Raw genomic sequence first — 20,712 nt, 5'->3', positions numbered from 1 at the left:
GATAGCTCCGTTGTCGTATCAGAAACCGTCGGTGGAAATGAAATCGACGTCAGTCTTCGGTTCGCCGCGCATCAGCAGCGCAATGACCTGATCCAGCGTACGCCCCTCGAACAAAATGGCATGCAGACCTGCGACCAGCGGCATGTAGACCTGCAGCTCCTCTGCCTTGACCTTCAAAACCTTGATGGTGTTGACGCCTTCAGCGACTTCACCCAGCCGTGACACGGCTTCATCGAGACTCAACCCCTCGCCGAGGGCATAGCCCACCTGAAAGTTTCGGCTTTTCGTGGAGGTGCAGGTCACGATCAGGTCACCCACTCCGGCCAAGCCGAGGAAGGTCATCGGATTCGCTCCGAGCCTAACAGCAAAACGGGTCATTTCGGCCAGGGCGCGAGTGATCAGCATGCTACGGGTGTTTTCTCCCATACCGAGCGCCGCGGCCATGCCGGCCATGATGGCGTAAACGTTTTTCAATGCGCCGCCAAGCTCGACGCCAAACCGATCCGAGCTGGCATAGACCCGAAAGGTCCGCCCGTGCAGCGCCTGCTGCACACAACGGCAAAGCGCCTCGTCGTCACTGGCCACAACCGTCGCAGTTAGAGCGTGTTCAGCCACTTCGCGCGCCAGATTGGGCCCTGATATCACGCCGATGCGGGCCTGAGGCGCGATCTGTTCCAGGATCTGACTCATCAGCATGAAGCCTTGCGCCTCGATGCCTTTAGTTGTGCTTACCAACATCTTGCCCGACAGCTGCTCTGCGAAGGGGGAAAGAGCCTGGCGCAAGGCACTGGAGGGCAGCGCAACAAAGATCAGCCGACAATCGGCCAGCGTCTGCCCTAGATCAGTGACAGCGTTTACGGCCGGCAGCAGCGTCACGCCTTTCAAATAGCGCGGGTTCTGGCGGTGCGCTCGAATACTCTCGGCCTGCTCGGCATCGCGCATCCACAAGCGGACGCTGTGACCGTTTTCGGCGAGCAGGTTTGCGATGGCGGTTCCGAAGCTGCCGCCGCCAAGCACCGCGATGGGTTGCTGTTCAGTCATGAGGGATCCGTTTAGGCACCAAGTGCAATGGCCGGCATTATACGTGCCGCTTCGAGCGCAACCAGTGCAAACCCTGATACCCGCGGAATCATCAGATTACAATTTCCGACCGATGCTACCGAGCTGTGTTGCAGACGTAGCAAGGAGACATTCCCCAATGGTCTATACAGAGGCAGAACGTCACATGGTCGTGGTGACGGGTCAGGAGTGTTAAAGTATGGGCCCGTTTCCACCATGGTCGTCTCGTGGTTGGTCGAAACGAGCGGTACTCATGTCCCTGCGCTGTGACTTTAAGCGCAAGGCAGCAGTCTATGACTAGTCTTATGACCGGACTCGCTATTGTCGAGTCGGATGAATGCAGCAAGCCCTCCATAAAGGGACCATTGAGGAATACGCATGACCAAACAACAGGCCTTTACTCGGGAAGATCTGCTCCGTTGCAGCCGCGGCGAGCTGTTCGGCCCCGGTAATGCGCAACTGCCGGCACCGAACATGCTAATGGTCGACCGCATCGTTCATATCAGCGAAGTCGGCGGCAAGTACGGCAAGGGCGAGCTGGTTGCTGAGCTGGATATCAATCCTGACCTCTGGTTCTTTGCCTGCCATTTCGAAGGGGACCCAGTCATGCCTGGCTGCCTGGGCCTCGACGCCATGTGGCAACTGGTCGGTTTCTACCTAGGGTGGCAAGGCAACCCAGGCCGTGGTCGTGCGCTGGGTTCTGGCGAGGTCAAGTTCTTCGGTCAGGTCCTGCCGACCGCCAAGAAAGTTACCTATAACATCCATATCAAACGCACCATCAGCCGCTCTCTGGTTCTCGGCATCGCCGATGGCACCGTTAGCGTGGATGGTCGCGAGATCTACAGTGCCGAAGGTTTGCGTGTCGGCCTGTTCACATCTACTGATAGCTTCTGAAGGACTTCCGCATGCGTCGCGTCGTAATCACCGGCCTGGGCATCGTTTCATGCCTCGGCAATGACAAAGAGACCGTTTCCGCCAACCTGCGGGCCAGCCACCCCGGTATTCGCTTCAATCAGGCCTATGCCGATATGGGGCTGCGTAGCCAGGTCTCCGGCTCGGTCGACCTGAACCTCGAAGAGCTGATCGACCGCAAGGTCTTGCGCTTCATGGGCGATGCGGCGGCTTACGCCTATCTGGCGATGCAACAGGCTCTCGAAGATTCGGGGCTCAGCGCTGATGATATTTCCGATCCACGCATCGGCCTGATCGCCGGCTCCGGCGGCGCTTCCACCATCAATCAGATGGAAGCCATCGACATCCTTCGCGAAAAGGGCGTCAAGCGCATCGGCCCATACCGCGTGCCGCGCACCATGAGCAGCACGGTATCCGCCTGCCTGGCAACGCCGTTCCGTATCAAGGGCATCAACTACTCCATCGCCTCGGCCTGCGCGACCAGTGCGCATTGCATCGGCCATGCGATGGAGCAGATTCAGATGGGCAAGCAGGATGTCGTCTTTGCCGGCGGCGGCGAGGAAGAACACTGGAGCCAGAGCTGCCTGTTCGACGCCATGGGCGCCCTGTCCAGCCAGTACAACGCGACGCCGGAAAAGGCCTCGCGGGCTTACGACGCCAAGCGTGACGGTTTCGTCATCGCCGGCGGCGGCGGCATGGTAGTGGTTGAAGAGCTGGAGCATGCGCTCAAGCGCGGCGCCAAGATCTATGCGGAAATCGTCGGTTACGGCGCTACTTCCGATGGCTACGACATGGTGGCACCGAGCGGCGAAGGCGCACTGCGTTGCATGCAGCAAGCAATGGCCACAGTCGAAGGTGACATTGATTACCTGAACACCCATGGCACCTCTACACCAGTGGGTGACGTCGCTGAGAGCAAGGCCGTACGCAACATGTTTGGCGATAAGATCCCAGCCATTAGCTCGACCAAGAGCCTGTCCGGACATTCGCTGGGCGCTGCAGGTGTCCACGAAGCGATCTATTGCATGCTGATGATGCAGGGCAACTTCATTGCTGGCTCGGCCAACATTGAAGAGCTCGATGCAGAGGTAGCCGATATGCCGATCGTTCGCGAAACCCGCGAAGATGCGAAAATCGACACCATCATGAGTAACAGCTTTGGCTTTGGCGGTACCAACGCAACGCTGGTACTGAAGCGCTGGAAAGGCTGATCGATTCCTCGCTACAAACAATAACGGCGCCTAAAGGGCGCCGTTATTGTTTGTGGTGTGTTTTGTTCACTGGTAGATCACGCCGGGTCGAGTAGCCTAAGCGGGACGCGACCTGGTAGACGCACGCGGATCAGGACGTCTGCACAGCGCCTTCTACATCTCCGTGCGCCATGCACGAAGCTGCGGTAAAAAGCGCATCCGTCGAGGAGTTCAACGCGGTCTCGGCCGAGTCCTGAATCACGCCAATGATGAAGCCGACCGCAACGACTTGCATCGCCAGGTCGTTAGAAATTCCGAACAGGCTGCACGCCAGCGGAATCAACAGCAGCGAGCCGCCTGCAACGCCAGACGCACCGCAGGCGCAGATCGCCGCCAGCAGACTGAGCAGAATTGCGGTTGGGATGTCCACAGCGATACCCAGCGTGTTAACGGCCGCCAGCGTCAACACCGTGATGGTGATAGCCGCACCGCCCATGTTGATGGTCGCGCCAAGCGGAATCGAAACCGAATAGGTGTCTTTATGCAGTCCCAGTCGCTCGCACAACTGCATGTTCACCGGGATGTTGGCTGCTGAGCTGCGGGTAAAGAATGCGGTTATGCCACTCTCCCGCAAACAGGTCAGCACCAGTGGATAGGGATTCCCACGAATCTGCCAGAACACGATCAGAGGGTTAACCACCAGCGCCATGAACAGCATGCTGCCGACCAACACCATCAACAGCTGTAGGTAACCGGCCAGCGCTGCGAAGCCGGACTCAGCCAGGGTCCCGGCGACCAGTCCGAAAATGCCCAGTGGCGCAAACCCGATAACAACCTTGACGATCAGGGTCACGCCCTCTGACATATCGGAGATCAGATCGCGGGTGCTCTGACGAGCATGCCTGAAGGCAAATCCAAGTCCGATTGCCCACGCCAGGATACCGATGAAATTGCCGTCAATCAGCGCATGGACTGGGTTATCAACCACGTTGAACAGCAACGTTTTTAGAACAGCCCCTACCCCCGCAGGCGGTATGACGTCATTCGCCTGGCTGACCAGCGTCAAACTCGTCGGAAACACGAAGCTGGCGATAACCGCAACGATTGCAGCGCTGACTGTACCCAATGCGTAGAGAACCAGAATTGGGCGAATGTGCGTCGGCTGCCCCCGCTTGTGGTTAGCCAGTGATGCAGTGACCAGGACAAAGACCAATACTGGCGCGACCGCCTTCAATCCCGCAACGAACAAATCACCCAGCAAACTGACCGACGCTGCGGTCTCAGGCCACAGCCAAGCCAGCAAACAGCCGGCAACAAGGCCAACGACGATCTGTGTAACAAGGCTGACTCGGTTGTAAGCGCGGAATAACTGGGTTGAAAGGCTAGACATGATGAAGTCTCGGCGTAGACGGCTGGGTCAGGCGAAGCCAATCGCCCTGGAAGCGACAGCCAATGCCTTGCGAAAAACGCCGAATGGTACGCATCTCCTTGCGCCCTGCCCAGCTTTGGGGCGAAACGGATAGTCGAACTCTCGAACCAATGGTGCTGAATACGTCACTTACCAGAGCGATAGTCTCGGCAGAGCTAGGCGCTGAGTGCTTGACCGATACACGCGCCGGCCTTGAGATCGCCACCGTGCGTGTACCTCATCAATCACTGCCTCATCTCACTCACCGCGGCCACGGTTTCGCGGCAGCACATCAAGGAAATTGTCTCGCGCCACCTTCTGCGCTGTAGGTTCTGACAAAGCATCAAGGAAAGGATCAAATGCGCGCATTGCTTCGCCGACCCCACCAAACCGGCCGACCACATCCGATCCGATCATGAAGCGCGTCGGATGGCGCTCGACCAAGGCCACCCAGGCTGGATCGACATTACCCGAACGATCCAGTAGGTAAGGCTCCAGCATGGTCCATGACAGATCGATATACAGGTTTGGGTAGTCATCAAGCAGTCGCTTAACGGTAGGCAAGAGAAAGTCGAGCTTCTTCTGATGCCGATACAACTCCATACTCGTCCCGGCATGCGCCCAGATGAAACGGGTATGCGGGTGATTTCGCAGCGGCTCTTCGAGCTCCTCAAGATAGAGCGGATTGCGCTCGCGCTTGGAGGTGATGTTCGAATGCAGCATCACCGGCAGATCGACTTCGGCTGCAAGGTGATACACGCGCGTAAGCGCTTCATTGTTGGCGCGCGGCGTGTCGCCCTGGGTCAGGGCGGTTATATCGTCATGCCGAGTAAAGACCTCGCCTAACCCCTGCCATAGCCCAGGATCGAGATCCAGCATCCGACGGATGTGCGCATCGGCATTTTTGTCGTTGGGATTGAACCCTGACAGAAATGGGTGGAAGCGTTTGCGCTGGTCGTCGTCCAGCTCTTTAAGCGCGGCTGCAACTAACACATCTGTCGCGCTGTACCAGTAAACGGCAGCGTCATCTCCTGCGTAGTATCGCGGACGCTTAGGCTCGTTCTCGTGCCACTTCTTCGCAACCGGAATGCCGCTGATCATCACGTGGTCAATGTTGCTCTCGTCCATGGCCTTGAGCAGTTGCTGCATGCCATCGGTCTCTTGGAAAAAATCGACGAAATGAAGATGTGAATCGCTGTAGTGGTAATCCCGTGCCTGCACCGGCGTGACAGTAACAACCAGGCACAGCGCTGCGAGACAGTTTCGTATATTGAGCAACCGATGTCCTCCTAGTGAACAAGCGGATAGACCGTGCCGCCTCGTAGCGGTTCATAACGCCGCAACGGTACCGACGACAAAGTCCCGCGCCGCGTTCGAAACAAAAAAGGCCCGTCAATGACGGGCCTTTCAATGACACTGCTCAAGGTTAAGCGGACAGCTCAACTAGGAGCTTGTTGAGACGCTGCACATAAGCCGCAGGATCTTTCAGGCTATCGCCAGCTGCTAGTGCGGCCTGGTCGAAGAGGACGTGTGACAGATCGGAGAAGCGATCTTCGTCCGGCTCGGCATCAAGCTTTTCGATCAGCGGGTGTGCCGGGTTGATTTCGAAAATCGGCTTCGACTCCGGTACTTTCTGTCCGCTGGCTTCAAGAATCTGACGCATCTGCAGGCCCAGGTCTTGCTCGCCGATCGCCAGGATTGCCGGCGAATCAGTCAGACGGTGCGACACTCGCACCTCTGCGACCTCGTCACCCAGCGCAGTCTTGAGACGCTCCACCAGTCCTTCCTTCGCATTGGCAATCTCTTCCTGAGCCTTCTTGTCTTCTTCCGTATCCAGCTTGCCGAGGTCAAGGTCGCCGCGCGCGACGTCAACGAACTGCTTGCCGTCAAACTCGGTCAGGTAGCTCATCAGCCACTCATCGATGCGGTCAGTCAGCAGTAACACCTCGATGCCTTTCTTGCGGAAGACTTCTAGGTGCGGACTGTTTTTCACCTGCGCATAGGACTCACCGGTGAGGTAGTAAACCTTGTCCTGACCTTCCTTGACGCGGCCCAGGTAGTCAGCCAGCGAAACATTTTGCTCACCAGAAGCATCTTGGGTGGAAGCGAAACGCAGCAGACCAGCGATCTTCTCCTTGTTGGCGAAGTCCTCCGCTGGGCCTTCTTTCAGAACCTGGCCGAACTGCTTCCAGAAGTTCTTGTAGTCTTCCGGCTTGTCTTTGGCCAGCTTGTCCAGCATGTCCAGCACGCGCTTGGTCAGCGCCGACTTCATCGAATCGATCACCGGATCCTTCTGCAGGATCTCGCGGGAAACGTTCAACGAGAGGTCATTGGAGTCGACTACGCCTTTGATGAAACGCAGGTACAACGGCAGGAACTCATCCGCCTGATCCATGATGAAAACGCGCTGGACGTAGAGTTTCAGCCCCTTGGGCGCTTCGCGCTGATACAGGTCGAAGGGCGCGCGGCCAGGCACGAACAACAGCGAGGTGTATTCAAGCTTGCCCTCGACCTTATTGTGGCTCCACGCCAACGGATTCTCGAAGTCGTGACCGACGTGCTTGTAGAACTCCTGATACTCCTCGTCCTTCACCTCGGTGCGGGGACGGGTCCAGAGTGCACTGGCTCGGTTGACGGTTTCCCACTCAGCCTCTGCCGGCTCGTCTTTCTCCTCGCCATGAAACTCCTTCGGCAATTCAATCGGCAGTGCGATGTGGTCGGAGTACTTCTTGATGATGTTGCGAAGGCGCCAACCGTCGGCAAATTCCTCTTCGCCAGACTTGAGGTGCAGAACGATGCGGGTGCCGCGCTCCGCCTTGTCGATGTTGGCAACCTCGAAATCGCCCTCGCCCTTCGAAGACCAGTACACGCCCTCTTCTGCAGAGGTCCCGGCACGGCGGCTGAATACTTCAACCTGCTCCGCGACGATAAAGGCGGAATAGAAGCCGACGCCAAACTGACCGATCAGATGCGAGTCTTTCTTCTGGTCACCGGTCAGATGCTTCATGAAATCAGCCGTACCCGACTTGGCGATAGTGCCCAAGTGAGTAATGACATCTTCGCGGTTCATGCCGATGCCGTTGTCATCAAGCGTGACAGTCTTGGCATCCTTATCGAAGCTGACGCGAATCTTCAGGTCCGCCCCGCCCTCAAGCAGCTCAGGCTTGGCCAACGCTTCGAATCGAAGCTTGTCGGCGGCGTCCGAGGCGTTGGAAATCAATTCGCGAAGGAAGATTTCCTTATTCGAATACAAGGAATGAATCATCAGGTGAAGCAGCTGCTTCACTTCGGTCTGGAAGCCCAGGGTTTCTTTGTTTTGAGTCTCCACACTCATCGTCTTGCAAACTCCACTTCGTCAATGGCACGGACCGCGACTGCGGCGATGACAAGCAGATGGGGTCTTGCGCGGGAAATTCAAGTGCAGCCCTTGCAAGGCGAGCTGCAGTCTTTCCTGGAGTAACGTTTTAGGCGCGAGCTAGGGTTCCAGCAGTTCGATCAGAACGATATCGTCTGGACTCAGATTGAAAACCGCCTCTCCGGCCCCCTTCAGCCTTTGCCGGATAGCCAGATTGCCGTCTCGGTCCAGCCCTTTAAAGCGTCCTTCCGCGACTCCCCCTCTCTTAGTCTGTGCGCGTACCTGCAGGTGCTCGTAACGCTCCGGATTGCGCAGCAACCGGGCCAGGGAAAACCGCTGGCGACGATCGACTCGGGCCGATGCAGTGCTGTCCGGCAGCGACGCTTTTTTAATAGCGGTCTGCTTGACCGGCGTTTCGGCTGCGGCGCTCAAAGGGGGGAAAGTGTCATCTTCTACCGCCCAACCCTGGTCACCCTTGCTGATAGCCAGGTCGAAAAGCTGCGCCGCCCCCTCAATCTTGGCGCTTATCGAGAGCACCAAGCTCGACGCGGGTAAATTGACAGGCGCTACGGTTTCGATGGTCACATCCCGCGTATCGAACCGTCGCTGCAAATAATCACCGGCCACATAAGCGAGGGTATCAACCGAGTCATGTGTCAGATCCACGTGACCCGCGCGATAGCGAAGGTTGTCGGTGAACAGTTCGACCTGTCCGCTGAGGCTTGTTTGATAATGAGCCGGCAAGACCAGGTGGAAGTCACCGACCAGCTTGTTCGGCGGCGCTGGCTGCAGGTTCAGGTGAAGGGTATAGCCGCTCTGAATTCGGCGGGCCTCTGGAAGCTCCTGCTCTGGCCGCATCCAGTTGATTTCGACCACTGGAGCAGGATCAACGTCCTGAGGAAGCACATCGACCTGTATGGCCCCGGATGGCTTTGCACCGAGGCGAATGCTCACTTCCTGCCGAGCGAACAACTGGTCGCCTTCACGCAGTGTCAGCACGCCATCAACGTAGCTCCCGAACTGAGGACTGAACGAACGACCATCAAGCTCGCCGTGCAAACGAAAACTCAGCTGTTGGCTCTGAGTCTGTTCATCCGGCTCAAGCCACTCAAGACTGGCAATGGCCGCAACTCGCTCCGGCTCGTGGTTGGCGAGCAAGGTAAATCCGACCACAAGAGGGATAACGCCCAAACCGGACAGCCCCACCGCCTTCCGAGCGACCTTCCAATGCCGAGCTACATACACCAGGGTTACCGGAGGCAGTAGGCTACCCACGCCCCACAACAAGCCTGTACCGAACGCCAGAACAACCAACCAGATCAGGCCCGCCAGGATCAGCAGTAGCCCACCCAGTATCAGCAACGCATCCATTCACAACACCTTCGAGACAGCTGCAGTAGCGCCGGCGGCTGGCCTGTCAGGGCTCGTTGACCTTGAAATGGCAACGCGCAGTCGCGATTGGCTCAGCCTGGTTGGTTTGCCAGGCTGTCACAGCAACATTGGCTACACGACGTCCCTGGCGCCAGACCTGGCAGGCGGCAAAGGTGTCACGATAGTGACCCGCTCGAAGATAATCTATCGAGAAGTCGATGATTTTGGGTAAATGTGGTGCGCCCATGAACATCAACAGATGGAGCATCGCGGCATGTTCCATGAAGCCCGCAATCACGCCGCCGTGGATCGCCGGAAGCGTAGGATTTCCGATGTTGTCCTGATTCTTTGGAAGCCGGAACACCATTTCATCGCCCAGTCGCAAACACTCAATACCGATTAGACGGGCGTACGGCACCATTTTTAACAGTGCGTCATAGTCATTGCTGGCGTGCGCTTCACTGACCAAAGCATCGAGATCCAATGCGCTCATTGCGGCGTCTCCGAACCTGTCATCAAGCTATTCTTGCCCATGCGCATGAAGGCGCCGACTACGTGGGCAATCGGCTCATTGATATCGCGCTGGTAAGCGACTCCACGGGTAAAAATGACCGTCGGCGTCACGCGGTAGCACTCGGCAAAGCCAAACACGTCGTGATTGGGCTCGGCGGGATGCATGTAATCGATGCGCAGATCAAGTGTGGGGCAGATCTCAAGCTCAGGCAGCGCGCATGCCGTCGAGATACCACAAGTGGTATCCATCAGGGTGGTAATCGCTCCGCCGTGAACGAGCCCGCTTTCAGGATTGCTGACGATCTTTTCGCTATAGGGGAGGCGCAACGTGAGCCCCTTGGCATCTGCATGCTCGACACGCATGCCGAGCACCTGACAGTGGCGTAACAGGGAAAGGAAGCGCTGCGTACGCTCCAGTATCAGACTATCGCTCATGCGGACTCTCAGAGAAGATCAAGCCGCGCAGTTTAGCGGCTCTACCTGCGTGAGCCCTACTCCTTAGGTTGCTCGACAGGCAATGTTGGCGTGAACACCATGACTTCAAGTACATCGGAATGAAATTCGCGGCGATAGAGAACAAGCACTACACCGGTGGTCACCACCATGAAGAACCACGGATGAATGAACCAGGACAAGGTAGCCATCCCGAAGTAATACGCCCTTAGACCGAAATTAAACTGGTTTGCGGCCATTGAGATAACCCTGGCAGCCCGCTCGGCGAACGACTTGCGCTCAAGGTCACTCACATTACGCTCACCCGCCATGGGTGCCGAGGCCACCAGTACTGCAGCGAAGTTGTATTGCCGCATGCACCAGCTGAACGTGAAAAAGGCATAAACGAAGACGACCGCCAACGCCAACAGCTTGATTTCGGATAGCCCACGGCTGACCGGCTGCGCAAAGGGCAAGTCTGCCAACAGTGAAACAGCACGTTCCGACGCGCCAAGCGCGGTCAAAATGCCGGCCAGAATGATCAAGGTACTGGAGGCGAAAAACGCCGCGTTGCGCTCCAGATTGCCGATCACATTGGCATCGGCAATGCGGTTATCGCGCAGCAGCATGCGTCGCATCCAGTCCTGACGATACAGATGCAGGACGCTAGCGAGGCATGCCGTGTCCCTGCCTCGCCAGCTTGCGTAGCGGGTGTAGCCGGCCCAGCACAGCACGAACCACGCGACCGCGATCAGATGAGGCAGCAGATGACTGGGAATAGACATGACAATCCCTCTGAACACATGCGCGTGATTATAACCAGCGGAACCGCTGATCAGGCATCCGGGCGATCAGTCTTACACCAGGAGCAACGGCCCTCACGTTGCGAGACGCCGCTCACCAACCAGTCGATCCATAGCGAAAGCAATTACCAGCGTCACCAGCACCGGCACCAACCAGCCCATGCTCTGCGCGGCCAAGGGTAGTTTGGTGAACAGAACGGGAACCAGGTCGGTAAAGCCGGCCGCCGACAACCCATCCGCAACACCGAAGACCAATGTCACCGCCATCACCGGGACGAAAACCCGGCTAGGCGAAACCCAGCAGCGATCCAGCAGATTCAGCGCCACCAGCATGATCGCCAGTGGGTAGAGCCCAACCAGCACGGGCACAGAGACACTGATTAGCTGTGTCAGGCCCTGATTGGCCACCAACAGGCTGAACAGCGTGAAGACCACCACAACAGTGCGATAACCAACCGGCATCAAACCGCTGAAGAATTCGCCACAAGCAGTCGTCAGCCCAACCGCTGTCGTCAGGCAGGCCAGCGTAATCACGATCGCAAGCAACAGGCTCCCTGTAGTACCGAAGGTGTGTTGCACGTACGTAGTCAGAATCTGCACACCGTTTTGTGCCTCGCCAGCGATGCCCTGACTGGTTGCGCCCAAATAGAACAACGTCAGATACACCAGTGACAATCCAAGCGCGGCTATGGCACCTGCAACCATTGAGTAGCGTGTCACCAGAGCCGGGCTGGACACACCGCGATCACGGATCGCTGTCGCGATCACAATGCCAAATACCAGCGCGCCCAGGGTGTCCATGGTCAGATAGCCTTCCAGAAACCCTTTAAGCAGCGGACCGCTGCGGTAGCTCTCAGCGGTGACGCCAATATCGCCAGCCGGCGCGAACACGGCTGCGCCGCCCAGCACCAGCAGCGCTGCCAACAGAACCGGTGTGATGAACTTGCCGACGCGGTTCACCAGCTGACCAGGATTGACCGCCAGGAACAACGTCGCCGAAAAGAACAGCGTTGTGTAAACGAACAGGGGAACGGCAGCGTTGCCGGTGAAGGGTGCAATTCCCATTTCAAACGAAACCACTGCCGTTCGCGGCGTCGCGAACAGCGGGCCGATGGCCAGGTACACGGCGACGGCCAGCAGCGTGCCAGCGCCACGCCCCAGCGGAGCGGTCAAGCGATCCATCCCGCCGCCGACCCGCGCCAGCGCGACCACAGTCAGCAAGGGCAAGCCGACGCCTGTCAGCAGAAACCCCAACGCAGCAAACCAAAGTGACTGTCCCGCAGCCATCCCGGCACTGGGTGGAAAAATGATGTTGCCAGCGCCGAGAAACAGCGCGAACGTCATGAAGCCGAGGGCCAGCAGGTCGAGGCCTTTCAGTCGAGTCATTGAACTATCACCACTACAGAAGGTTCAGGCGCGAGGAATGCGCCAAGCGCGTACTTCCAGATACGACTCACACCGAGCCGCCTGAAAAAAAGCACGCACCTTAATCGAAATGGCCCGTAAGGGCGAGGAGTCACCGTCCCATCTGAGACGGCGCAAAGCTGGACGATTGCTGCTCGGGTTCGCGATGACGGAGCAATGCCACCGGCGTCATCCTGCAGAAACAAAAATGCCAGTCAGACAGGGCTGACTGGCATCAGGCAACGCAGGCTGGAAATCAGGCCTGCTTGGCTTCCCAGCCAGTGACTTCCGCCAGCGCTTTACCGATATCGGCAAGCGAGCGAACTGTCTTCACGCCGGCATCCTGCAGCGCTGCAAACTTCTCGTCTGCCGTTCCTTTACCGCCCGAGATGATCGCGCCAGCGTGCCCCATCCGCTTGCCTGCAGGCGCCGTAACACCGGCGATGTACGACACTACCGGCTTGGTGACATTGGCCTTGATGTAAGCAGCAGCCTCCTCCTCGGCAGAACCACCGATCTCGCCGATCATGACGATCGCCTCGGTCTGCGGATCTTCTTGGAAGAGCTTGAGGATATCGATGAAGGTCGAGCCCGGAATCGGATCGCCGCCGATACCCACGCAGGTGGACTGACCGAAACCGGCATCAGTGGTCTGCTTGACCGCTTCATAGGTCAGCGTGCCCGAACGAGACACGATGCCGACCTTGCCCGGCATGTGGATGTGACCAGGCTGGATACCGATTTTGCACTCGCCGGGCGTGATCACACCCGGGCAGTTCGGCCCAATCAGGCGAACGCCCATTTCATCGCACTTGATCTTCACTTCGAGCATATCGAGGGTCGGAATGCCTTCGGTGATGCAGACGATCAGCTTGATACCGCCGAACACCGCTTCAAGAATCGAGTCCTTGCAGAACGGTGCTGGCACGTAGATCACTGACGCATCAGCACCAGTAGCTGCAACCGCTTCTTTGACCGTGTTGAAAACAGGCAGCCCCAGATGCGTAGTACCGCCCTTACCCGGGGTAACGCCGCCGACCATCTTGGTGCCGTACTCGATAGCCTGCTCGGAGTGGAAGGTGCCTTGCGAGCCGGTGAAGCCCTGGCAAATGACCTTGGTGTCTTTATTGATCAGGACGCTCATTACTTGCCCTCCGCGGCTTTGACGACTTGAATGGCCGCATCGGTCAAGCTGGTTGCGCCGATGATGTTCAGACCACTTTCACCCAGCATCTTGGCACCGAGCTCGGCGTTGTTGCCTTCCAGGCGCACAACCACTGGCACCTTGACGCCGACTTCCTTGACCGCGCCGATGATGCCTTCGGCAATCATGTCGCAGCGAACGATGCCGCCGAAAATGTTGACCAGAACCGCTGCGACGTTTTCGTCCGACAGAATGATCTTGAAGGCCTCTGTCACGCGTTCTTCAGTTGCGCCGCCACCGACGTCGAGGAAGTTTGCAGGCTTGCCGCCATGCAGGTTGACGATATCCATGGTGCCCATGGCCAGACCGGCACCGTTGACCATGCAACCGATGTTGCCTTCAAGCGCCACGTAGTTGAGTTCCCACTTCGCCGCATGGGCCTCACGTGGGTCGTCCTGGGAGGGGTCCTGCATACCGCGCAGCTTGGGCTGGCGATAAATCGCATTACTGTCGATATTCAGCTTGGCATCCAGGCAGTGCAGGTTGCCGTCTTTCTTGATCACCAGCGGATTCACTTCGAGCAGCGCCAAATCGTAGTCGACGAACAGCTTGGCCAAGCCTACGAAAATATGAACGAACTGCTTGACCTGATCGCCTTTGAGGCCAAGCTGGAACGCCAGCTCACGACCTTGGAACGGCTGAGCGCCAACGAGCGGATCAATGGTTGCCTTGAGGATTTTTTCCGGCGTGTCGTGAGCGACTTTTTCGATGTCGACGCCGCCTTCGGTGGAGGCCATGAAGACCACCCGGCGAGTTGCGCGATCAACGACGGCACCCAGGTACAGTTCTTTATCAATGTCGGTGCAGGCTTCTACGAGAATCTTGCTGACCGGCTGTCCGTTGGCGTCGGTCTGGTAGGTCACCAGGCGCTTGTCCAGCCACTGCTCGGCGAATGCTCGGGCTTCGTCCTTGCTGCGGACGAGTTTGACGCCGCCCGCCTTGCCGCGACCACCCGCATGAACCTGTGCCTTGACCACCCACTCGGTACCACCGATCTGATCACAGGCTTCTGCCGCTTCTTTAGGGCTATCGATCGCGTAGCCCTTGGAGACCGGCAGTCCGTACTCGGCAAACAGTTGCTTACCCTGATATTCGTGAAGATTCATCTTAGCTACCGTTCGGTTTGATGTGCATCAGACACCACATTGCTGCGGCGTCACCTCAAGTCGCTGAAAACTATCGAAGATACCTTTCAAAGACCTGTCATACCTTGCGCGAAGGTATTCGGCAGCTGCACTAGGCCTGAAAGCCCAGTGCATGCCGCCGTTTGCTGCTGCGCCGTTAGCGCTTCTTGCGATTGGCAATGTGAATCGCGTGACCATTTACCGCCAGCGCAGCTTCGTGAAGCGCTTCGGACATAGTCGGGTGCGAGAACACCATCATGCCAAGGTCTTCGGCGCTGGTGCCAAATTCCATGCCGATCGCGCCCTGCTGAACCAGCTCGGCCGCCGCCGGCCCCATGACATGCACACCCAGAACACGGTCAGTCTTGGCATCAGCAATGACTTTGACCAAACCAGCCGTGTCGTTTGCTGCCATGGCACGGCCACTGGCGGCGAACGGGAAGGTGCCCACGTTGATCTCGACGCCCTCGGCCTTCAACACCTGCTCGGTCTTGCCGACCCATGCGATTTCCGGATGGGTATAGATGACCGATGGAACCAGGTCGTAGTTCATTTGCGATTTATGCCCGGCAATCCGCTCGGCAACCATCACACCCTCTTCAGATGCTTTGTGCGCAAGCATGGCTCCACGAACGACGTCGCCAATGGCGTAAACACCCGGAACGCTGGTCGCGCACTGATCATCGACGAAGATGAAGCCGCGCTCATCCATATCAACACCTGCGTCAGCAGCGAGCAGATCGGTAGTCACCGGACGGCGGCCGACTGCAACGATCAGCTTGTCGAAGGTCTGCTGCTGCTCGCCTTCTGCGTTGGTGAAGTTGACCGTAACCTGATCGCCATTGACTTGGGAGCCAGTGACTCGGGCGCCCAGCAGAATCTTCAGGCCCTGCTTGCTCAGCACCTTGAAGGCTTCTTTGGAAATCTGCTCATCCGCGGCAGGCAAGAATTTGTCCATTGCTTCGAGGACAGTGACTTCCGCCCCCAGGCGCGCCCATACCGAACCCAGCTCCAACCCGATGACGCCAGCGCCAATAACGCCAAGCTTGGCCGGAACGCTCTGGAAATCTAGCGCGCCAGTGGAGTCAACAATGATGTTCTGATCAACCGGTGCCGGCGGAATGTCGACTGGTTTGGAACCGGAAGCCAGGATCACATGCTCTGCGCCCAGGACCTGTGTGTTGCCGTCGAGGCCGGTGACTTCAACCTGCTTGCCACTGAGCAGCTTGCCGTGGCCTTCGAACACGGTCACGCCGTTGGCCTTCATCAGGCCGGCAACACCACCAGTCAGGTTCTTAACGATCTGGTCCTTGCGAGCGACCATCGTCGGGACATCCATGGCCACTTCGCCAGTGCTGATGCCGTGAACCTTGAAGCTCTCGTGGGCTTCGTGGAACTTGTAGGAGCTGTCCAGCAGCGCCTTGGATGGAATGCAACCGACGTTCAGGCAGGTTCCGCCAAGTGCGGTTTTGCCTTCCTTGCCCTGATATTTTTCGATACAGGCGGTCTTCAGACCCAGCTGCGCTGCGCGAATGGCTGCAACATAACCGCCGGGGCCGGCACCGATCACGACGACGTCGAATTTCTGGCTCATTACGAATCCTCTTGAGTGCAGCAAAAAAATCAAAGGCCGCAGACAGCAGGCCCAGCAAATGCCTAGCCTGCCAACTGCAGCCCGTGACGCTTGTTAGATGTCCAGCAACAGACGCGCCGGATCTTCCAGCAGGTTCTTGATGGTCACCAGGAAGCTGACCGCTTCCTTGCCGTCGATCAGGCGATGGTCATAGGACAGCGCCAAGTACATCATCGGCCGGATAACCACCTGACCATTTACAGCCATCGGACGCTGCAGAATGTTGTGCATGCCCAGGATAGCGGCCTGTGGCGGGTTCACGATCGGGGTCGACATCATCGAACCGAACGTACCGCCATTGGTGATGGTGAAGGTGCCGCCAGTCATCTCATCAATCGACAGCTTGCCATCACGCGCCTTCTTGCCGAAGGTGGCGATGCCGCTTTCGACTTCAGCCAGGTTCATCAGTTCGGCATTGCGCAGAACAGGGACGACCAGGCCACGATCACTGGAGACAGCGACACCGATGTCCTGATAGCCGTGGTAGACAATGTCAGTGCCATCGATCGACGCGTTGACTGCGGGGAAACGCTTCAACGCTTCAACAGAAGCTTTGACGAAGAAGGACATGAAGCCCAGACGCACGCCATTGTGTGTCTTCTCGAAAAGATCCTTGTACTTCGAACGAAGGGCCATGACTTCGGTCATGTCGACCTCGTTGAAGGTCGTCAGCATCGCCATGTTCGACTGAGCCTCGACCAGGCGCTCGGCAACCTTCGCACGCAGACGGGTCATCGGCACGCGCTTCTCGGTGCGATCACCGCCCGCTGCGACAGGAGCAGCAGCAGTGCTGGCAGCAGGCTTGCTAGCAGCCGGAGCGGACTTCTTGGCTTCGATAGCGGCAACCAGGTCTTCTTTAGTGACGCGACCGTCTTTACCAGTGCCCTTGACGCTGTTCGGGTCGATGCCGTTTTCTTCGGCCAGCTTACGGGCAGCAGGCGCGAGGATCGCATCTTCTGCGCCGGTTGCCGGTGCCGAAGCTGCAGAGGTTGCTGGAGCAGCGGTTTCAGCCGGTGCCGATGCGGCGGGAGCAGAGGCTGTTGCACCTGCGTCGAGCTTGCCAAGCAGCTCACCGCTGAGGACGGTATCGCCTTCATTTTTGACGATTTCGCTCAGCACGCCATCCGCTTCGGCCAGCACTTCCATAACAACTTTGTCGGTCTCGATGTCGACAATAAGCTCGTCACGCTTTACCGCATCGCCTGGCTGCTTGTGCCAGGTCGCAACGGTGCCGTCAGCAACCGATTCCGGAAATTGAGGGGCTTTGATCTCGATAGCCATTAGCTGGGTCCTATTGATTCGGTTTTTACATCAAGGCCGCGATGTTCGCGGCCTCTTGCAAGAATGATTAAACGGTGAAGGCGTCCTGCAGCAGTTTTTCCTGCTGTTCGGCGTGCATGGAGGCGTAACCGACCGCAGGCGCTGCAGAAGCTTCACGACCCGCGTATTGCAGGAACAGCTCCTTCTTGTGTGCGACGGCGACACGACGCATATGATGTTGGCTGCAATACCAGGCACCCTGGTTCATAGGCTCTTCCTGACACCAGACGATATTCTTGATGTTCTGGTAAGGCGCAAGCACCTCAGCCAAATCATCTTCTGGGAACGGATACAGCTGTTCCAGGCGAACGATGGCGATGTCCTCACGACCCTCGTTGCGGCGCTTGTCCAGCAGATCGTAATAAACCTTGCCACTGCACATGACAACGCGTTCGACCTTGCTCGGATCGATCTGATCGACCTCTGGAATCACAGTCAGGAAAGAACCTTGGGTCAGGTCTTCCAGAGTCGAGGTCGCCAGCTTATGACGCAGCAGGGACTTCGGCGTCAGCGCTACCAGAGGCTTGCGCAGGGGACGGATCGCCTGCCGGCGAAGCATGTGATAGACCTGAGCCGGAGTTGTCGGCACGCACACCTGGATGTTGTGCTCAGCGCACAGTTGCAGATAGCGCTCCAGACGTGCTGACGAATGCTCTGGTCCCTGCCCTTCATAGCCGTGCGGCAATAGCATGGTCAGACCACACAGCCGGCCCCACTTGTGCTCGCCGCTGGTGATGAACTGATCTATGACGACCTGTGCACCGTTGGCGAAGTCACCGAACTGAGCCTCCCACACCACCAATGCGTTCGGCATGGTAGTGGCATAACCATACTCAAACGCCAGTACCGCCTCCTCCGACAGGAAGGAGTCGTAGAGGTCGAAGCGAGGCTGGCCTTCGTAAAGATGCTGAAGCGGGATGTAGGTGCTGCCATCCTTCTGGTTGTGCAACGCCGCATGGCGGTGCGAGAAGGTGCCCCGACCCACGTCCTGACCACTGATACGAACCGGGTGGCCTTCGAACAGCAGGGTTGCATAGGCCAGTGTCTCGGCGTAGCCCCAGTTAATGGCGAGCGCACCGGCTCCCATCTTCTGGCGATCTTCGAGAATCTTCGAAACCTGCCGCTGAACAACGAAGCCTTCCGGCACCGCCAGCATCTTGCTGGACAGCTCCTGCAGCGCCTTCAATTCGAAACGCGTGTCGTAGCGAGCAGTCCATGTATGACCCAGATAAGGACGCCAATCAACAAACAATTCCTTGTTCGGCTCTTTGACCAGGCTCTTGACCACGTGAAGACCGTTGTCCAACGCGGCACGATACTCGTCGACCTTGGCCTGAACGCGCTCGTTGTCGAGAACTTTTGATTGCGTCAGCGAATCGGCATACAGCTCACGCGTAGTGCGCTGCTTGGCGATCTTCTGATACATCAGTGGCTGAGTGCCGCTAGGCTCATCCGCTTCGTTGTGACCACGACGGCGGTAGCAAATCAGGTCGATAACAATGTCGCGCTTGAACTGCATCCGGTAATCGACTGCGAGCTGCGTGACGAAGAGAACAGCTTCTGGATCATCCGCATTCACGTGGAAGATCGGCGCCTGGATCATCTTTGCAACGTCGGTCGCATACTCAGTGGAGCGCGCATCTTCTTGCTTGTTGGTGGTAAAGCCAACCTGATTGTTGATCACGATCCGGATGGTACCTCCCGTGCGATACGCACGAGTCTGGGACATCTGGAACGTTTCCATCACGACGCCCTGCCCCGCCACGGCGGCATCACCATGAATCGTGACCGGCAGAACCTTATCGCCCACCGCATCGCAACGACGATCCTGACGGGCACGGACGGAGCCTTCAACGACCGGCGAAACGATTTCCAGGTGCGACGGGTTGAACGCCATCGCCAAGTGTATTTCGCCACCCGGAGTCATCACGTTCGAGGAAAAGCCCTGGTGATACTTCACATCGCCGGAACTGAGGCCTTCAACCTTCTTGCCTTCGAATTCGTCGAAGAGGTCGCGCGGGTTTTTGCCGAAGGTGTTGACCAGTACGTTGAGGCGGCCACGGTGGGCCATGCCAATGACGATTTCCTTGGTGCCATAAGAGCCTGAGCGTTGGATTATTTCATCCAGCAATGGAATCAGACTTTCGCCACCTTCAAGGCCAAAACGCTTGGTGCCCGGATACTTGGTGCCCAGGTACTTTTCCAGGCCCTCAGCAGCCGTCAGCCGCTCAAGCAGGTGACTCTTGATTTCAGGCGAGAAAGACGGGCGACCACGAACGCTTTCGAGTCTTTGCAGAAACCAGTTGCGCTGGTCTGAGTCGACGATGTGGGTGAACTCAGCCCCGATAGTGCGGCAATACGTCTCTTGCAGCGCTTGGTGAATTTCACGCAAGGTTGCCTGATCTTTGCCCATGGCAAGGTCGCCGGTACGGAATACCGTATCCAGATCGGCGTCAGTCAGAGCGTAGTTGTTGATTGCCAAGTCGGCGGGCGCCGGCCGTTGCTGCAAGCCGAGCGGATCAAGCTGAGCCACCTGATGGCCCCGCATCCGGTACGCCTGAATAAGACGCAGGACTTCGACCTGTTTCTTCTCATGCTCGCTACTGACACTACCGGCCGAAGCAGGCTGAGCGCGGCGTTGGTTTTTGGCCAACAACACGAAGTGATCGCGGATTGTCGAATGCGATACATCGGCCGCAGCGCCACCGCTGACTGGCAGCTTCTGGAAATAGGTGCGCCATTCTTCTGGCACAGCGTTGGGATCGTGCAGGTAGAGCTCGTAGAGCTCTTCCACATAGGCAGCGTTACCACCGGATAGGTGGGCACTGTCCCACATGCGCTGCATTACGCTTTCTTGCATGTCTGGTCACCTTCGATAAGGAGACACCACCAGCGTGGAGACCGCAGCATGACTTCCCAAGTTCTGAAGCAGCGACCCAGGTAAAGCCACTACGGACCGCGCAGATAGTTTCCGAGAACCACCC

Annotated in this window: 16 protein-coding genes; 2 read left to right on the top strand and 14 right to left on the bottom strand. The window is 57.8% G+C overall.

Features of this window, described 5'->3' with window-relative positions; translation table 11 throughout:
• Window positions 1–18: 18 nt before the first annotated feature.
• On the bottom strand, window positions 19–1,041 hold the full coding sequence (locus CXK96_RS09880) for an NAD(P)H-dependent glycerol-3-phosphate dehydrogenase (RefSeq protein WP_102836277.1): 1,023 nt from the start codon (window positions 1,039–1,041) through the stop codon (window positions 19–21).
• Window positions 1,042–1,437: 396 nt separating this feature from the next.
• Here CXK96_RS09880 and fabA point away from each other — a divergent pair, with 396 nt between their 5' ends.
• Together fabA and fabB are read left to right on the top strand one after the other, a co-directional pair.
• Entirely contained in the window at window positions 1,438–1,953 is a 516-nt protein-coding gene (gene fabA / locus CXK96_RS09875) for a 3-hydroxyacyl-[acyl-carrier-protein] dehydratase FabA (protein ID WP_045426348.1), read from the top strand.
• A gap of 11 nt (window positions 1,954–1,964) precedes the next feature.
• Window positions 1,965–3,182: a beta-ketoacyl-ACP synthase I gene (gene fabB, locus CXK96_RS09870; RefSeq protein WP_102836276.1), complete on the top strand. Its 1,218-nt coding sequence runs from the start codon at window positions 1,965–1,967 to the stop codon at window positions 3,180–3,182.
• Between the two features lie 130 nt (window positions 3,183–3,312).
• Here the strand turns inward: fabB and sstT are convergent, their stop codons facing one another.
• The 13 genes from sstT to CXK96_RS09805 form a co-directional block, all read right to left on the bottom strand.
• Window positions 3,313–4,551, bottom strand: coding sequence for a serine/threonine transporter SstT (sstT, locus tag CXK96_RS09865; RefSeq protein ID WP_102836275.1), 1,239 nt, complete (start codon window positions 4,549–4,551; stop codon window positions 3,313–3,315).
• 276 nt (window positions 4,552–4,827) lie between these two features.
• The gene (locus CXK96_RS09860) at window positions 4,828–5,838 is read right to left on the bottom strand and encodes an amidohydrolase family protein (protein ID WP_256061654.1); all 1,011 of its coding nucleotides are present in this window, start codon (window positions 5,836–5,838) and stop codon (window positions 4,828–4,830) included.
• 157 nt (window positions 5,839–5,995) lie between these two features.
• Entirely contained in the window at window positions 5,996–7,903 is a 1,908-nt protein-coding gene (htpG, locus tag CXK96_RS09855) for a molecular chaperone HtpG (RefSeq protein ID WP_102836273.1), read from the bottom strand.
• A gap of 141 nt (window positions 7,904–8,044) precedes the next feature.
• Window positions 8,045–9,295: an MFS transporter gene (locus CXK96_RS09850; protein WP_102836272.1), complete on the bottom strand. Its 1,251-nt coding sequence runs from the start codon at window positions 9,293–9,295 to the stop codon at window positions 8,045–8,047.
• 46 nt (window positions 9,296–9,341) lie between these two features.
• Complete coding sequence (locus CXK96_RS09845) at window positions 9,342–9,788, bottom strand: PaaI family thioesterase (RefSeq protein ID WP_102836271.1); 447 nt, start codon at window positions 9,786–9,788, stop codon at window positions 9,342–9,344.
• Window positions 9,785–10,243, bottom strand: a complete 459-nt coding sequence (locus CXK96_RS09840) for a PaaI family thioesterase (protein WP_102836270.1) — start codon at window positions 10,241–10,243, stop codon at window positions 9,785–9,787. The genes CXK96_RS09845 and CXK96_RS09840 overlap by 4 nt, the downstream gene beginning before the upstream one ends.
• Before the next feature lie 56 nt (window positions 10,244–10,299).
• Window positions 10,300–11,025, bottom strand: a complete 726-nt coding sequence (locus CXK96_RS09835; RefSeq protein ID WP_102836269.1) for a DUF599 domain-containing protein — start codon at window positions 11,023–11,025, stop codon at window positions 10,300–10,302.
• Between the two features lie 93 nt (window positions 11,026–11,118).
• Window positions 11,119–12,429 (bottom strand): branched-chain amino acid transport system II carrier protein, encoded by a 1,311-nt coding sequence (gene brnQ, locus CXK96_RS09830; protein WP_102836268.1) that lies wholly within the window; start codon window positions 12,427–12,429, stop codon window positions 11,119–11,121.
• A gap of 274 nt (window positions 12,430–12,703) precedes the next feature.
• The gene (gene sucD / locus CXK96_RS09825) at window positions 12,704–13,591 is read right to left on the bottom strand and encodes a succinate--CoA ligase subunit alpha (RefSeq protein ID WP_102836267.1); all 888 of its coding nucleotides are present in this window, start codon (window positions 13,589–13,591) and stop codon (window positions 12,704–12,706) included.
• Entirely contained in the window at window positions 13,591–14,757 is a 1,167-nt protein-coding gene (gene sucC / locus CXK96_RS09820; RefSeq protein WP_102836266.1) for an ADP-forming succinate--CoA ligase subunit beta, read from the bottom strand. The genes sucD and sucC overlap by 1 nt, the downstream gene beginning before the upstream one ends.
• A gap of 175 nt (window positions 14,758–14,932) precedes the next feature.
• Window positions 14,933–16,369 carry a dihydrolipoyl dehydrogenase gene (gene lpdA, locus CXK96_RS09815; RefSeq protein ID WP_102836265.1) on the bottom strand — a complete coding sequence of 479 codons (1,437 nt, stop codon included), beginning with the start codon at window positions 16,367–16,369 and terminating at the stop codon, window positions 14,933–14,935.
• Between the two features lie 93 nt (window positions 16,370–16,462).
• Entirely contained in the window at window positions 16,463–17,689 is a 1,227-nt protein-coding gene (odhB, locus tag CXK96_RS09810; RefSeq protein WP_102836264.1) for a 2-oxoglutarate dehydrogenase complex dihydrolipoyllysine-residue succinyltransferase, read from the bottom strand.
• 67 nt (window positions 17,690–17,756) lie between these two features.
• Entirely contained in the window at window positions 17,757–20,588 is a 2,832-nt protein-coding gene (locus CXK96_RS09805; RefSeq protein ID WP_102836263.1) for a 2-oxoglutarate dehydrogenase E1 component, read from the bottom strand.
• Window positions 20,589–20,712 lie beyond the last annotated feature (124 nt).

The sequence above is a fragment of the Stutzerimonas stutzeri genome, assembly GCF_002890895.1.
Taxonomy (GTDB): Bacteria; Pseudomonadota; Gammaproteobacteria; order Pseudomonadales; family Pseudomonadaceae; genus Stutzerimonas; species Stutzerimonas stutzeri_AB.
The sequence above is the reverse complement of the archived record's forward strand: the minus strand, read 5'-3'. Positions and strand labels throughout refer to the sequence as shown.

Bases quoted from the DNA above. Each gene is read 5' to 3' on its own strand.
- CXK96_RS09835 (WP_102836269.1), bottom strand. From the start codon at position 11,025: ATGTCTATTCCCAGTCATCTGCTGCCTCATCTGATCGCGGTCGCGTGG.
- htpG (WP_102836273.1), bottom strand. From the start codon at position 7,903: ATGAGTGTGGAGACTCAAAACAAAGAAACCCTGGGCTTCCAGACCGAA.
- sucD (WP_102836267.1), bottom strand. From the start codon at position 13,591: ATGAGCGTCCTGATCAATAAAGACACCAAGGTCATTTGCCAGGGCTTC.
- sstT (WP_102836275.1), bottom strand. From the start codon at position 4,551: ATGTCTAGCCTTTCAACCCAGTTATTCCGCGCTTACAACCGAGTCAGC.
- CXK96_RS09805 (WP_102836263.1), bottom strand. From the start codon at position 20,588: ATGCAAGAAAGCGTAATGCAGCGCATGTGGGACAGTGCCCACCTATCC.
- CXK96_RS09845 (WP_102836271.1), bottom strand. From the start codon at position 9,788: ATGAGCGCATTGGATCTCGATGCTTTGGTCAGTGAAGCGCACGCCAGC.
- lpdA (WP_102836265.1), bottom strand. From the start codon at position 16,369: ATGAGCCAGAAATTCGACGTCGTCGTGATCGGTGCCGGCCCCGGCGGT.
- fabB (WP_102836276.1), top strand. From the start codon at position 1,965: ATGCGTCGCGTCGTAATCACCGGCCTGGGCATCGTTTCATGCCTCGGC.
- CXK96_RS09850 (WP_102836272.1), bottom strand. From the start codon at position 9,295: ATGGATGCGTTGCTGATACTGGGTGGGCTACTGCTGATCCTGGCGGGC.
- CXK96_RS09880 (WP_102836277.1), bottom strand. From the start codon at position 1,041: ATGACTGAACAGCAACCCATCGCGGTGCTTGGCGGCGGCAGCTTCGGA.
- sucC (WP_102836266.1), bottom strand. From the start codon at position 14,757: ATGAATCTTCACGAATATCAGGGTAAGCAACTGTTTGCCGAGTACGGA.
- CXK96_RS09840 (WP_102836270.1), bottom strand. From the start codon at position 10,243: ATGAGCGATAGTCTGATACTGGAGCGTACGCAGCGCTTCCTTTCCCTG.
- odhB (WP_102836264.1), bottom strand. From the start codon at position 17,689: ATGGCTATCGAGATCAAAGCCCCTCAATTTCCGGAATCGGTTGCTGAC.
- fabA (WP_045426348.1), top strand. From the start codon at position 1,438: ATGACCAAACAACAGGCCTTTACTCGGGAAGATCTGCTCCGTTGCAGC.
- brnQ (WP_102836268.1), bottom strand. From the start codon at position 12,429: ATGACTCGACTGAAAGGCCTCGACCTGCTGGCCCTCGGCTTCATGACG.